This window comes from Kocuria sp. CNJ-770 (assembly GCF_001942375.1).
Taxonomy (GTDB): domain Bacteria; phylum Actinomycetota; class Actinomycetes; order Actinomycetales; family Micrococcaceae; genus Kocuria; species Kocuria oceani.
Window position 1 is genome coordinate 20,246 of record NZ_MKJW01000022.1, and the last position, 13,657, is coordinate 33,902.

Here is a 13,657-nt window from a genome sequence, read left to right on the forward strand (position 1 = left end):
GGCCGGCGCCGGGGACACCGTCCGCAGCAGGCGGTGACACTGCCGCACACATGAGGAGACAAGCGATTCACATGACGAAGCAACCCGTGTCCGTCAATGGTGTCGTCCGTTGGAAGGACGTGGGCCTGGACGAGCACAGCGGTACCGAGACGAAGGACATGAAGATGGGTGTACTCCGCCAGGAGATCGGTGAGGTTCTCCGCAACGTCCGTCAGCGTCAGGGGCGCACCCTCCGGGAGGTCTCGCACAGCGCCCGCGTCTCTCTCGGCTACCTGAGCGAGGTGGAGCGCGGGCAGAAGGAGGCCTCCTCGGAGCTGCTCGCCTCGATCTGCACCGCCCTCGACATCCCGATGTCCCAGATGCTGCGCGAGGTCGCGGACCGGCTGGCCTACGCCGAGGGCCTCCTGGTCCCGGACACGGTGCCCAGCGACCTGACCGAGCAGTACTCGCGGGAGTTCGGGCGCGTCAACGGCGGCGAGGCCGCCGCGGCCGGCGCCCGCTGAGCACCCGGGCGGCATCCCGCCCACCACGACGTCCCGGAGGGCTCGTCGGTCCGAGGACCGCCGGGCCCTCCGGCATGTGCCCGCCCGGCCGCCCTGCCGGCAGCACCGCGACGGACCCCGGGCGTCGGGGACATCGCACGACGACGGGGAACGACACGGACCACGCACCGCGGACCAGCAGGCCGCAGCACCACCGAGGAGGACGCGCATGAGGCTCAGCAGCTTCTGGGAGCTGATGGCCGACGAGTTCGGAGCGGGCTACAGCAAGGTCCTGGCCCGGGACCTGGTGCTCGGGGAGCTTGGTCACCGCACGGCCGCGGAGGCCATCGAGGACGGGGTGGACCCCCGCACCGTGTGGTTCGCCCTGTGCCGGGCGCAGGACGTGCCGGAGTCGCGCTGGTGGGGCGCGGACCGGCCCCCGCGGAGCTGACCGGCCCCGGTCCCGGCGCGCCCGTGGACCCCGGGAAGGTTCGAAGGTATATTCGACACCGCAGCGTGGACTGCACAACCCGCTCCCGCCCGGGCCGCCGGCCGGTGGGCGTCCCCAGGCCCGGTGCGGAGGCCTTAGGGTGTCCGACCGCGGCGATACCGTGGAACACGAAACGACCAGCACGAACGGTTCCGGCCGCACCGGCGGAACCCCCCGACCACGAGGTGAACCATGGCAGCCAAGGGCAACAAACAGAGCGCCGACCAGCAGTTCGGCAGCGACCGCGAGAAGGCTCTCGAGACCGTCCTCGCGCAGATCGACAAGAACTACGGCAAGGGCTCGGTGATGCGCCTGGGCGACCGCCCGGCCACCAAGATCGAGACCATCCCCACCGGCTCCATCGCCATGGACGTCGCGCTGGGCATCGGCGGGTTCCCCCGCGGGCGCGTCGTGGAGATCTACGGCCCGGAGTCCTCCGGCAAGACCACCGTGGCGCTGCACGCGGTGGCCAACGTGCAGAAGGCCGGCGGGATCGCCGCCTTCATCGACGCCGAGCACGCCCTGGACCCCGCCTACGCCGAGAAGCTGGGCGTGGACACCGACAGCCTGCTCGTCTCGCAGCCGGACACCGGTGAGCAGGCCCTCGAGATCATGGACATGCTGGTGGGCTCCGGGTCCATCGACATCATCGTGATCGACTCGGTGGCGGCCCTGGTGCCCAAGGCCGAGATCGAGGGCGAGATGGGCGACAGCCACGTGGGTCTCCAGGCACGGCTGATGAGCCAGGCGCTGCGCAAGATCACCGGGCGGCTCTCGCACTCGAACACCACCGCGATCTTCATCAACCAGCTGCGCGAGAAGATCGGCGTGTTCTTCGGCAGCCCCGAGACCACCACCGGTGGCAAGGCGCTGAAGTTCTACGCCTCGGTGCGCGTGGACGTGCGCCGCATCGAGACGCTCAAGGACGGAGCGAACCCGGTGGGCAACCGCACCCGCGCCAAGATCGTCAAGAACAAGATGGCCCCGCCCTTCAAGCAGGCCGAGTTCGACATCCTCTACGGGGAGGGCATCTCCACCGAGGGCGGGCTCATCGACATGGGCGTGGAGCACGGCATCGTCAAGAAGTCCGGGGCCTGGTTCACCTACGAGGGCGACCAGCTCGGACAGGGCAAGGAGAACGCCCGCCGGTTCCTGAAGGACAACCCGGAGCTGGCGGAGGAGATCGAGCGCCGGATCCTGGTCAAGCTCGGGATCGTCGCCGAGCCCGAGAGCGCCGCGGAGGTCGAGGAGGAGTCGCCGGTCGCCGGGCTGCCCTCCGAGATCGGCGGCCCGGCCTTCTGAGCGGGTCCGTGACCGAGAGCCCGTACGCACGCCGGCGCGCCGGTCCTCCGCCCGCCACCGCGGGCCGGAGGCCCGGCGCGCCGGCGTCCGCCGCCCAGGACCCGGAGCCCGATCCGCGCGAGGTCGCCCGCGCGATCGTGCTGCGCCAGCTCACGGCCTCGGCCAAGAGCCGCCGGCAGCTCGAGGACAAGCTCGCCGACCGCAACGTCCCGGAGGACACGGCCCGTGAGGTGCTGGACCGCTTCGAGGAGGTCGGCCTCGTCGACGACGCCCAGTACGCGGAGCTCTACGTCCGCTCCCGCGCGGGCTCCCGCAAACTGGCCCGCTCCGCGATCCGCCGGGAGCTGGCCACCCGCGGCGTCTCGGGCGAGCTCGCCGAGGCGGCGCTGGAGCAGCGCACCGACGAGGACGAGCGGGCCGACGCCGCGGAGCTGGTGCGCCGGAAGCTGCCCGCGGGACTCGACCTGTCGGACCGCACGGAGCGGGACCGGGCGGTGCGCCGGCTGGTGGGGATGCTCGGGCGCAAGGGCTACGCCCCGGGACTGGCCTTCGCCGTCGTCCAGGAGGAGCTCGAGGCCCGCACCGGCGCCGCGGCGGACGACGACGTGACCGAGGCCTACCCGGACACCCCCTGACCCGGGAGACGGGCAGCGTGCCCGGGGCGGCGGGACGTCCGCCTGCTGCGCGCCGCGGTGTCCCCGGTCCGGACGGGACGGGCACGGCCTTCGGCCCGTACAATTGCCCGGTGATCCCGACCCCTGCCGCCCCGCCCTCGGACCCGACCGCGTCCTCCGCCGCCCCCGCCCCGCGCTCCTACGAGGTGCGCACCTTCGGATGCCAGATGAACGTCCACGACTCCGAGCGGATCACCGGTCTGCTCGAGGCCGCCGGCTACGTCCCGGCCGCGGGCGGCGAGCCGGACCTCGTGGTCTTCAACACCTGCGCGGTGCGCGAGAACGCCGACAACAAGCTCTACGGCAACCTCGGCCAGCTCGTCCCGGCCAAGAAGCGCAACAAGGACCTGCAGATCGCGGTGGGCGGCTGCCTGGCCCAGAAGGACCAGGACACGATCCTGGAGAAGGCCCCGTGGGTGGACGTCGTCTTCGGCACGCACAACATCGGCTCGCTGCCGGCCCTGCTGGAGCGCTCCCGGCACAACGCCGAGGCCCAGCTCGAGATCCTCGACGCCCTCGAGGTCTTCCCCTCGACGCTGCCGACCAAGCGGGACAGCGCCTACTCGGGCTGGGTGTCGATCTCCGTGGGCTGCAACAACACCTGCACGTTCTGCATCGTGCCCTCGCTGCGCGGCAAGGAGCGCGACCGGCGGCCGGGCGACGTCCTCGCCGAGGTGCAGGCGCTGGTGGACGACGGCGCCGTGGAGGTCACCCTGCTCGGGCAGAACGTGAACTCCTACGGCGTGGAGTTCGGGGACCGCGGCGCCTTCGCCAAGCTGCTGCGCGCCTGCGGGCGGATCGAGGGCCTGGAACGGGTGCGCTTCACCAGCCCGCACCCGGCGGCCTTCACCGACGACGTCATCGACGCCATGGCCGAGACCCCCAACGTGATGCCCCAGCTGCACATGCCGCTGCAGTCCGGCTCGGACCGCGTGCTCCGGCGGATGCGCCGCTCGTACCGCTCCCGGCGCTTCCTCGACATCCTCGACACAGTGCGCGAGCGGATCCCGCAGGCCGCGATCACCACCGACATCATCGTGGGGTTCCCGGGGGAGACCGAGCAGGACTTCCAGGACACCCTCGACGTCGTGGCCGCCTCCCGCTTCTCCTCGGCCTACACGTTCCAGTACTCGATCCGGCCCGGCACCCCCGCGGGGGAGATGGCCGACCAGGTGCCCAAGGCCGTGGTGCAGGAGCGCTTCGAGCGCCTCGTGGCCCTGCAGGACCGGATCGCCGCGGAGGAGAACCGCCGGGTGGTCGGGCGCCGGGTCGAGCTGCTCGTCACGGCGGAGGCGGGCAAGAAGTCCGGGCTGACCCACCGGCTCTCCGGCCGCGCCCAGGACCAGCGGCTCGTGCACTTCTCCGTGCCGGAGGGCGCGGAGGCACCCCGGCCCGGCGACTTCGTGACCGTCACCGTGACCGACGCCGCCGCCTATCACCTGATCGCCGACCCCCGCGGACCGGGGGAGTACGCGCTGCGGCGCTCCCGGGCCGGTGACGCCTGGGACCGCCGCCAGGCCGACTCCTGCGGCGTGCCCGCCACCGCCGCCGACGGCGCCGGCCCGCGGCCCGTGAGCCTGGGCATGCCGAGCCTGCCCGTCCGGTGAGTGCCGAGGCCCCGCCGGTCGTCGCCGTCGTCGGCGCCACGGGCACCGGCAAGACCGCCCTGGGCGTGGAGCTGGCGCTGCGGCTGGGCGGTGAGGTGGTCAACGCCGACTCGATGCAGTTCTACCGCGGCATGGACATCGGCACCGCCAAGGCCACCGCCGAGGAGCGGCGCGGGGTGCCCCACCACCTCCTCGACGTCCTGGACGTCACCGAGGAGGCCTCGGTGGCCGACTTCCAGCAGCGGGCCCGGTCCTGCTTCGCGCAGATCCGCGCCCGCGGCCGGGTGCCCGTCCTGGTCGGCGGCTCCGGGCTCTACGTCCGGGCCGCCCTGGACGTGCTGGAGCTGCCGGGCACGGACCCGCGGATCCGCGCCCGGCTCGAGCGGGAGCTCGCCGCGCAGGGCGCCGGCGCGCTGCGCGAGCGCCTGCTGCGGGTGGACCCCGAGTCCGCGGCCCGGGTGCGCGACGACCGCCGGCTGGTGCGCGCCCTGGAGGTGTGGGAGCTGACCGGGCGCCCGTTCGCCTCGTTCATGCCCCGCCGGGAGTACGTGGCCCCCACGGTGCAGCTGGCCCTGGACGTCGACCGGGCGGAGCTGCACGCCCGGCTCGCCCGGCGGGTGGAGGCCATGGTGGAGGCCGGTCTGGAGGCCGAGGTGCGCGAGCTGGCCGGGCGAGGCCTGCGCGCCGGGCGCACCGCCTCCCGCGCCCTGGGCTACGGGCAGTTCCTCGACGTCGTCGACGGCCGCACCTCGGCCGAGGACGCCGCCGAGGCCACGGTGGTGGCCACCCGGCAGTTCGCCCGCCGCCAGCTGACCTGGTTCCGGGCGGACCCGCGGGTGCACTGGCTGGGCGGTTCCGGACCCGAGCCGGTGGAACGGGCGGTGCGGCTCGTGCAGCGGTTCCGGACCGAGCCCACCGGCCCCTAGCCGGAGGCGCTGTCGACCGCGGTGGAGCGGCGCAGCCACCACCCGTCCGCGGCGGAGACAGGGACGATGAGCAGCCAGCTCCACGCGGCGAGTCCGGGGTCCCAGAACGCCACCGGAATGCTGAGGGCGAAGACCACCGGCGCCGGCAGGAGCCCGCGCAGCACGTAGCGGTACAGGCCGGCGTCGACCTCGGGCGCCATCAGCCCGGCGTGCCACGCATGGGCCCACACCAGGTTCAGCGAGGCGTAAACGGCCGCCGACACCGCGGCGTACAGCGCCGCCGGCCAGGGCGAGCCGCTCCCGCCGTAGTCGCTGAGCAGGCTCGTGGGCATCGGCAGCAGGGCGATGAAGAACAGGGACAGCAGGTTCAGCCACTGCAGGCGCCCGTCGATGCGGCGGATGACGGTGAACCGGCGGTGGTGGCTCATCCACGCCGTGCCGATGACGGCGAAGCTCAGGACGTAGGCGAGGAACTGCGGCAGATGAGCCCGCAGCGCCGGCTCCAGCCGCTCCGGCGGGAGGTCCCCGGGGAGGATGAGCTCCAGGACCAGCAGGGTCATCGCGATCGCGAAGACGGCGTCGCTGAAGTACACGGTCCGGTCGGTGGACTCACCGGCGCCGAACAGCCGGCCGTACGTCTGGGCGGGCCCGGCACGGCGCGGCGGGCGGGCCGGCGACTCATCGGCCATCGGGCCCACCCCCGGGCGCTCGGCCGGCGGGGCCGCCCGCACGTCGAGGACGGGCAGGTGCCCGTCGGTCTCGATGCTGTCCCCGCCCCCGTTGCGGGCGTGGTAGCCGGAGGAGAAGTTGCGCAGCACGTGCACGCGGGCGCCGGCCGAGCGCAGCGCCGCGACGACCAGGTCCCGCTCGGCGTCGGTGCGCGCGGCGACCTTGTGGGTCACCTGCAGCGTGAAGAGGGAGAGCCCGACCCGTCGGTCGAAGGTCGCCGCGCCCACCAGGTCCACGAGCGCGCCGCCCGGCAGCCGCCAACCCGGCGGGCAGACCCAGAAGCGCACGTGGTGCCGCTGGGCGGGACTGTCCGCGACCTCGCGCTCGAAGGCCAGCGCCTGGCGGCGGCCGAAGACGTACAGCGGGCTGACCGGGGCGGCCGGGTAGCTGCGGTGCAGCACCGCGGCGCGGCTGATGTGCCAGGCCGTGGCGGGGGTCAGGGGATCGGCGGCCGTCCAGCCCGCCGCGCGCATGGCCGCGGCCAGCCGCTCCGGGCTGCCCGTGACCGCCAGGTTGACCGGATCGCCCAGCAGCCCGTCGGCGGTGCGGGCGCGCCCGATGAAGTAGTGGGGCACGTAGAGGCCGGTGAGCACCCGGTTCAGGGACGGGAGCAGCACGTACGCCGACAGCGCCCAGACGGGCACGAAGGCCCACACCAGCCGTCCCCCGTCGTCGACGTCCTCGAGCACGAGGTGGTAGACCCCCCAGCCCGCCAGCAGCGCGGTCACCAGCCGCCCGGAGCGGTGCAGCCACAGGACCGCGGTCGGGCCGGGCCCCCGGCGCGCACCCGGGACCGTGCTCCGTGCGTCCGGTGCCCGGTCGCTGCCTCGTGCGTCCACCTGGCCGTCCTCGCCCCCACGTGCTGCACCGGACCCCGGCCGGTGTGCCCCCAGGCTAGCCACGGCGGCGGCACCGGGGAAGGCCGTGACCCCGCCGCGGCGCACGGGCCGGGCCGCGTATCATGTCCGGGTGACCTCAGCGCAGCCCGATACCCTCCCGACCGCCCCGTCCCCGGACGCCGCCGTGCCCTGGGGGGAGCTGCGCGGGCGCAGCTTCGCGAAGGGCCACGGCACGGGCAACGACTTCGTCCTGCTGACCGACCCGGACGCGCAGCTCGCGCTCGACGCCCACCTCGTGTCCCTGGTCTGTGACCGGCACCGCGGCATCGGCGGCGACGGCCTGATCCGGGCGGTGCGCAGCGAGGCCCTGCCCGAGGGCCGGGCCGTGCTGGAGACCGCCCCGGACGCCGAGTGGTTCATGGACTACCGCAACAACGACGGCTCGATCGCCGAGATGTGCGGCAACGGCGTGCGCGTGTTCGTCCACTACCTCGTCCAGCGCGGTCTCGCCGAGGTTCCCGAGGGCGAGGTCCTGCGGATCGGCACCCGCGCCGGGGTGAAGACCGTCGCGCGCACCGACTCCGGCTACGCCGTGGACATGGGCCCCTGGAGCTTCCTGGACGGCGAGACCGCCCGGTCCCGCGGCTCGGACGCCGTCGTGACCGCGAAGGGGCTCAAGGTGCCCCGCCCGGCGCTGTCCATCGGGATGGGCAACCCGCACACGGTCTTGGCGCTCGCCGAGGGGGAGAAGCTCGACCAGCTCGAGCTGTTCACCGCCCCGGTGGTGCGCCCGGAGCCCGAGGACGGCACGAACGTCGAGTTCGTCGTCCCCGCCGACGGCGACGACGACGGCGTGGGCCGGGTCCGCCTGCGGGTGCATGAGCGCGGCGTGGGCGAGACGCAGTCCTGCGGCACCGGCGCGTGCGCGGCGGCGGCGGCGACCCGGTTCTGGGGCGGGCCCACCGCTCCGGACCAGTGGCTCGTGCAGGTGCCCGGCGGGGTCGTCTCCGTGACCTTCGTGCCCGCCCCGGACGGCGCGGAGCACGTGGTCCTCGCCGGCCCCGCCGTGCTCGTGGCCGACGGCACCTTCGTCTGAGCCCCGCCGCCGCGCCCGGCTCGGACCGGCTCCGGCCGGCTCAGGCCGCCCGGTCGACCCGCAGGACGCGGAACCCCTTGTCGGTGGCGTGCCGGGAGACCCGGAAGGACCCGCCCAGCTCGGCCGCCAGCCACTTCTGCAGCGAGTCGGCACCGAGGTTCTTCTGCACCACCAGCCACGCGCTCCCGCCGGGGTTCAGCCGCGGCAGCCAGCGGAGGAGCAGCTCGTGCAGCTGCTGCTTGCCGATCCGGATGGGCGGGTTGGACCAGATGGTGTCGAAGCGGCGGTCCGCCGGCACCTGCTCGGGCAGCAGCACCTCGACGTTGCCCAGGCCCAGGGCAGCCGCGTTGTCACGGGTCAGCCCGAGCGAGCGCTCGTTGACGTCCACCGCCGTGACCCGGGCCCCGGGCGCGGCCTCCGCCAGGCTCAGGGCGATCGGGCCCCATCCGCACCCGACGTCCAGCAGCTCCGCGCCGGCCGGATCGGGAACATTTCGGAGCAGCACGGACGTTCCCTTGTCGAGACCTCGCGGACTGAAGACGCCGTTGGAGGTCTGCAGGACGACCTCCCGCCCGCGCAGGGCCACGGTCACCGGGCGGCGCACCTCCGGCACCGAGGGATCCTCCGAGAAGTAGTGCTCGGTCCCCGGATTCGGGGCCGCCGGGCCGGCGGTGGGATCGGGGGAGTCGGAACGCCGTGTCATAGACGTTCATGCTACCGATCGCGCGGATTCGGTCCGCTCCGCGCAGCTCCACCGCCGAGGCCCCGTCCGTCGGAGCCCGCGACTAGAATTCCAGCAACCACATCCTTTCCGAAAGGAACCATGACCCCGTCGAACAACACCCCTGCCGACCACAGCACCGCGGCTCCCGCGGTGGAGGCCGACAACGGCCTGAGCCGGCAGGACCTCGAGGACGTCGTCGAGCGCGTCCTGTCCCGGGCCCGGGCCCGGGCCCGGGAGGCCGACGCCGGAGAGCGCGCCGACCGCCGGCCCGAGGACTCCGGGTCCGCCGCGAGCGGTCCCCTGACCGGCCGCGCCCGCGAACTGGCCGACAGCGGCCAGGAGCACTCGCAGCACGACGGCGAGCAGCAGGACCTCGACGAGCGCCGCGCGCTGCGCCGCGTCGGGGGCCTGTCCACCGAGCTCGAGGACGTCACGGAGCTCGAGTACCGCCAGCTGCGCCTCGAGCGCGTGGTCCTGGCCGGTCTCTGGACCGAGGGCACCCTCGAGGAGGCGGAGAACTCCCTGCGGGAGCTCGCCGCTCTCGCCGAGACCGCCGGGTCCGAGGTGCTGGACGGCATCGTCCAGCGCCGGCTCAAGCCCGACCCCGCCACGTTCCTGGGCTCCGGGAAGGCCAAGGAGCTGCGCGACGTCGTGGCCGCCACCGGCGCCGACACCGTCATCGTGGACTCCGAGCTGGCCCCGTCCCAGCGGCGCGGGCTGGAGGACGTCGTCAAGGTCAAGGTCATCGACCGCACCGGTCTGATCCTCGACATCTTCGCCCAGCACGCCAAGTCCAAGGAGGGCAAGGCGCAGGTCGAGCTCGCGCAGCTCGAGTACCTGCTCCCGCGCCTGCGCGGCTGGGGCGAGTCCCTGTCCCGCCAGGCCGGTGGCCGCGCCGCCGCCGGTGAGGGCATCGGCTCGCGCGGGCCCGGTGAGACCAAGATCGAGCTGGACCGCCGCCGGATCCGCACGCGGATGGCCAAGCTGCGCCGCGAGATCGCCGCCATGAAGCCGGCCCGGGAGACCAAGCGGCTCAACCGCCGCCGCAACTCCGTGCCCTCCGTGGCGATCGCCGGCTACACCAATGCGGGCAAGTCCTCGCTGCTCAACCGGCTCACCGACGCGGGGTGCTCGTGGAGAACGCGCTGTTCGCGACCCTGGACCCCACGGTCCGCCGGGCGCAGACCCCCGACGGGATCGGCTACACGCTCTCGGACACGGTCGGCTTCGTGCGGTCCCTGCCGACCCAGCTCGTGGAGGCCTTCCGCTCCACGCTGGAGGAGGTCGCCGACGCAGACCTCATCCTGCACGTGGTGGACGCCTCCCACCCGGACCCGGAGGGCCAGATCCGGGCCGTGCGCCAGGTGTTCACGGACATCGACGCGCAGAACATCCCCGAGATCATCGTGCTCAACAAGGTCGACGCCGCGGACCCCTTCGTGGTCGAGCGGATCCGGCAGCGCGAGCGCAACGTCGTGGTCGTCTCCGCCCGCACCGGGGAGGGCCTCGACGCGCTGCGGGAGCGGATCAGCGAGTCCATCCCGCGCCCCGAGACGGTGCTGGACCTGCTGGTCCCGTACCAGCGCGGCGACGTCGTCAGCCGGCTGCACGACTGGGACGCGGAGATCCTGCGCACCGAGCACCTGCCCGAGGGCACGCACCTGCTGGTGAAGGTCCGCGAGGACCTGGCGGCCGAGCTCGCGGAGTTCGCCCCGGAGGACGCGCCCGGCTTCGGCGCCGAGAGCGCCTGAGCCGGTGCCCGCAGCATTCGTCGACGAGTCCGGGCAGGACGTCTCCGGCACACGGCCGGAGACCCTGCCCGGGGCGCAGGACGCCCTGGGCCTGCTCGACACCGCCGTCACGGCGATGGGCGGGCAGGTCCGGGACGGGCAGCGGCTGATGACCGGCAAGGTCGCGGAGGCCCTCGACCGCGGCCGGCACCTGCTGGTCCAGGCCGGCACCGGCACCGGCAAGTCCCTCGCCTACCTGGCCCCGCTCGTGGCCCACGCCCAGCACGCGGACAAGCCGGTGGTCGTGGCCACCGCGACCCTCGCCCTGCAGTCTCAGATCGTGGGCCGGGACGTCCCCCGCCTGCTGGCCGCCCTGGAGGGAGAGCTCGAGCACGAGGTCGACGTCGCCCTGCTCAAGGGCCGCAGCAACTACGCGTGCCTGCACAAGCTCGAGGGCGGCTACCCGTCCGAGGACGACCCCGGCGCGCTCTTCGCCCTGCCCGACGCCGCCCCGCACCCCGGCGCCGCGCAGCCGGAGACCACCGAGCAGCCCGGCCGGCTGGGCCAGGAGGTCCAGCGCCTGCGGGAATGGGCGCGCGCCACCGACACCGGTGACCGCGACGAGCTGCTCCCGGGCGTGAGCGACAAGGCGTGGCGCCAGGTCTCCGTGACCGCCAAGGAGTGCCTGGGCCGCAGCTGCCCCCTGGTCGAGCAGTGCTTCGCCGAGCTCGCCAAGCAGCGGGCCGGGGAGGCGGACATCGTGATCACCAACCACGCCCTGCTCGCGATCAACGCGTTCGAGGGCATCACGGTCCTGCCCGAGCACGACGTCGTGGTGATCGACGAGGCCCACGAGCTGCAGGACCGGGTCACGGGGGCGGTCACCGGCCAGCTCTCCGCGGCCATGGTGCGCGCGGCGGCGGCCTCCGCGCGCAAGCACACCGCCGCGAACCCCGACTCCCTCACCGCCGGTGCCGCCAACCTGGAGGCCGCGCTGCTGGGCGCGCCCGCCGAACTGCTGCACCGGGGCCTCGACGGCGCCCAGGCGGCGGCCGTGGCCCAGGTCCGGGACGCCGCACGCACGGTCATGAGCGAGTCGAAGGGCGGCTCCGGGGGTGAGAAGGACGGGGACGCCGGACGGCAGATGGCCCGCTCACGGGTCAGCGACGTGCTGGAGCTGGCCGAGCGCATCCTCGCCGCCGCCGACTCCCGCGAGGTGCTCTGGATCTCGCGGCAGGGCGGCTGGGAGCCCGGCCGCGGCTACGTCCCCGCCGAGGACACCGACCCGGCCACCCTGCACGTGGCGCCGCTGTCGGTGGCCGGGACCCTGCGGGAGGGCCTCTTCGACGGCCGCACCGTGGTGCTGACCTCGGCCACCCTCTCCGTCGGCTCCTCCTTCGACGCCGCCGCCGGGGCCCTCGGGCTCCGCGGCGAGGGCGCCCCGCGCTGGGAGGGCGTGGACGTGGGCAGCCCCTTCGACTACCCGCGGCAGGGGATCCTTTACCTCGCCAAGCACCTGGAGAAGCCGGGCCGGCGCCTGACCGAGGCCCAGCTGGAGGAGATGCTCGCCCTGCTCGAGGCCTCGCGCGGCGGGGCACTGGGCCTGTTCTCCTCCCGCCGGGCGGCGGAGGAGGCCGCGGAGGCCCTGCGCGGGCGCACCGACCTGCCGATCCTCTGCCAGGGGGAGTCCTCGCTGGCCGGGCTCGTCCAGGAGTTCACGGACGACCCCGCCACGAGCCTGTTCGGGACGATGAGCCTGTGGCAGGGCGTCGACGTGCCGGGGGCCTCGTGCCGGCTGGTGATGATCGACCGGATCCCCTTCCCGCGTCCGGACGACCCGCTGTCCACGGCCCGCAGCCGGGCCGCCGAGCGGGCGGGGAGCAACGGGTTCATGTCCGTCTCCGCGACGCACGCGGCCGTGCGGCTGGCCCAGGGCGCCGGCCGGCTCATCCGGGCCGGTGGGGACCGAGGTGTCGTGGCGATCCTGGACTCCCGCATCGCCACGGCCCGCTACGGGGGGTTCCTGCGCGGGTCGCTGCCGCCGCTGTGGACCACCACGGACCGCTCGGTGGTGCTCGGGGCCCTGGCGCGCCTGGCGACGGCCTGACCCGGTCAGGACGCGGCACGGGGCCCGGCCGAGCGGCCGGGCCCCGTGCCGCTGCGGGCGCCGGACAGCGGGTTGTCGGACAGCGCGTGCCGGACAGCGGCTCTCAGAGGCTGCGCAGCACCGAGACGACCTTGCCCATCACCGTGGCGTGGTCCCCGAGGATGGGCTCGTAGCGGGTGTTCTGCGGCAGCAGCCAGGTGTGCCCGTCGCGCTGGCGGAAGGTCTTCACCGTGGCCTCGTCGTCGAGCAGGGCGGCCACGATGTCCCCGTTGTCGGCGGCGCTCTGCCGGCGGACCACGACCCAGTCGCCGTCGCAGATGGCGGCGTCGATCATGGAGTCGCCCTTGACCCGCAGCATGAACAGCTCGCCGTGGCCCACCAGCTGGCGGGGCAGCGCCAGCACGTCCTCCACGTCCTGCTCGGCGGTGATGGGCCCGCCGGCGGCGATGTGGCCCACCAGGGGCACCATCGTCACGTCCGCGGAGGTGGACAGCTCCGCCATGCCGCCCGGTGCACCGGCACGGGGGCCGCGGGGCGCGTCCGCCGGCTCGTGCGGGGCCTCCGGGGTCGCCGGGGCGGCCGCGTCGCGCAGCTGCAGGGGCGTGAGGACCTCCATCGCCCGGGGGCGCTTCGGATCCCGGCGCAGGTAGCCCAGCTTCTCGAGCTGGGAGAGCTGGTGGGTGACGCTGGAGAGGGAGGCCAGGCCCACGAGGTCGCCGATCTCGCGCATCGAGGGCGGATATCCGTGCTCGGCGATGGAGCGCTGGATGGCCTCGAGGATGGTGCGCTGGCGCACGCTGAGACCCCGGCCGCGGGCGCGGCCGCCGGTGCGCCCGGCCCGGGCGCGGGACTCCTCGGGGGTGGGGGGCTGAGCCATGGGAGCGTCGTCCTTTCGCGTCCGGCTGGTGGTGCCTCCGGTGCGCGCCGGCCCCGTTCCGATGTCGGACCCGG

General features: G+C 74.2%; 11 protein-coding genes and 1 pseudogene. 9 read left to right on the top strand and 3 right to left on the bottom strand.

Annotated features, from left to right (window positions below; translation table 11 throughout):
* The first annotated feature begins 71 nt into the window (after positions 1-71).
* The 6 genes from BJF77_RS01050 to miaA all read left to right on the top strand — a co-directional run bounded on the left by BJF77_RS01050 (position 72) and on the right by miaA (position 5,481).
* Positions 72-503 (top strand): helix-turn-helix domain-containing protein, encoded by a 432-nt coding sequence (locus BJF77_RS01050; protein ID WP_047802787.1) that lies wholly within the window; start codon positions 72-74, stop codon positions 501-503.
* Positions 504-711: 208 nt separating this feature from the next.
* Positions 712-933, top strand: coding sequence for a DUF3046 domain-containing protein (locus BJF77_RS01055; RefSeq protein WP_047802786.1), 222 nt, complete (start codon positions 712-714; stop codon positions 931-933).
* Positions 934-1,164: 231 nt separating this feature from the next.
* Complete coding sequence (recA, locus tag BJF77_RS01060) at positions 1,165-2,274, top strand: recombinase RecA (protein ID WP_047802785.1); 1,110 nt, start codon at positions 1,165-1,167, stop codon at positions 2,272-2,274.
* A gap of 8 nt (positions 2,275-2,282) precedes the next feature.
* Positions 2,283-2,909 carry a regulatory protein RecX gene (locus BJF77_RS01065; RefSeq protein WP_083664907.1) on the top strand — a complete coding sequence of 209 codons (627 nt, stop codon included), beginning with the start codon at positions 2,283-2,285 and terminating at the stop codon, positions 2,907-2,909.
* A 113-nt stretch (positions 2,910-3,022) separates the two neighbouring features.
* Positions 3,023-4,555: a tRNA (N6-isopentenyl adenosine(37)-C2)-methylthiotransferase MiaB gene (gene miaB, locus BJF77_RS01070; protein WP_047804020.1), complete on the top strand. Its 1,533-nt coding sequence runs from the start codon at positions 3,023-3,025 to the stop codon at positions 4,553-4,555.
* Complete coding sequence (gene miaA, locus BJF77_RS01075; protein WP_075871036.1) at positions 4,552-5,481, top strand: tRNA (adenosine(37)-N6)-dimethylallyltransferase MiaA; 930 nt, start codon at positions 4,552-4,554, stop codon at positions 5,479-5,481. Before miaB ends, miaA begins: the two co-directional genes overlap by 4 nt.
* On the opposite strand, the gene BJF77_RS20940 is transcribed toward miaA, so the two are convergent.
* A complete protein-coding gene (locus BJF77_RS20940) occupies positions 5,478-7,049 on the bottom strand; it encodes an LssY C-terminal domain-containing protein (RefSeq protein WP_075871037.1) in 1,572 nt (523 codons plus the stop codon). The two genes, miaA and BJF77_RS20940, sit on opposite strands and share 4 nt — an antisense overlap.
* Positions 7,050-7,179: 130 nt before the next feature.
* On the opposite strand from BJF77_RS20940, the gene dapF reads away from it, so the two are divergent.
* Positions 7,180-8,145 (top strand): diaminopimelate epimerase, encoded by a 966-nt coding sequence (gene dapF / locus BJF77_RS01085; protein WP_075871038.1) that lies wholly within the window; start codon positions 7,180-7,182, stop codon positions 8,143-8,145.
* A gap of 40 nt (positions 8,146-8,185) precedes the next feature.
* Here the strand turns inward: dapF and BJF77_RS01090 are convergent, their stop codons facing one another.
* On the bottom strand, positions 8,186-8,848 hold the full coding sequence (locus tag BJF77_RS01090) for a class I SAM-dependent methyltransferase (protein WP_082157445.1): 663 nt from the start codon (positions 8,846-8,848) through the stop codon (positions 8,186-8,188).
* A gap of 120 nt (positions 8,849-8,968) precedes the next feature.
* Between BJF77_RS01090 and hflX the strand changes: the two are divergent.
* Positions 8,969-10,620 (top strand): annotated as a pseudogene (gene hflX / locus BJF77_RS01095) (GTPase HflX).
* A gap of 4 nt (positions 10,621-10,624) precedes the next feature.
* Positions 10,625-12,706 carry an ATP-dependent DNA helicase gene (locus BJF77_RS01100; RefSeq protein ID WP_075871039.1) on the top strand — a complete coding sequence of 694 codons (2,082 nt, stop codon included), beginning with the start codon at positions 10,625-10,627 and terminating at the stop codon, positions 12,704-12,706.
* 103 nt (positions 12,707-12,809) lie between these two features.
* Here BJF77_RS01100 and lexA read toward each other — a convergent pair whose 3' ends face one another.
* The gene (lexA, locus tag BJF77_RS01105; RefSeq protein ID WP_047804010.1) at positions 12,810-13,583 is read right to left on the bottom strand and encodes a transcriptional repressor LexA; all 774 of its coding nucleotides are present in this window, start codon (positions 13,581-13,583) and stop codon (positions 12,810-12,812) included.
* Between the last annotated feature and the right edge of the window lie 74 nt (positions 13,584-13,657).

Coding starts and splice junctions, on each gene's coding strand:
- BJF77_RS01055 (WP_047802786.1), top strand. CDS start 712: ATGAGGCTCAGCAGCTTCTGGGAGCTGATGGCCGACGAGTTCGGAGCG.
- recA (WP_047802785.1), top strand. CDS start 1,165: ATGGCAGCCAAGGGCAACAAACAGAGCGCCGACCAGCAGTTCGGCAGC.
- BJF77_RS01090 (WP_082157445.1), bottom strand. CDS start 8,848: ATGACACGGCGTTCCGACTCCCCCGATCCCACCGCCGGCCCGGCGGCC.
- lexA (WP_047804010.1), bottom strand. CDS start 13,583: ATGGCTCAGCCCCCCACCCCCGAGGAGTCCCGCGCCCGGGCCGGGCGC.
- BJF77_RS01050 (WP_047802787.1), top strand. CDS start 72: ATGACGAAGCAACCCGTGTCCGTCAATGGTGTCGTCCGTTGGAAGGAC.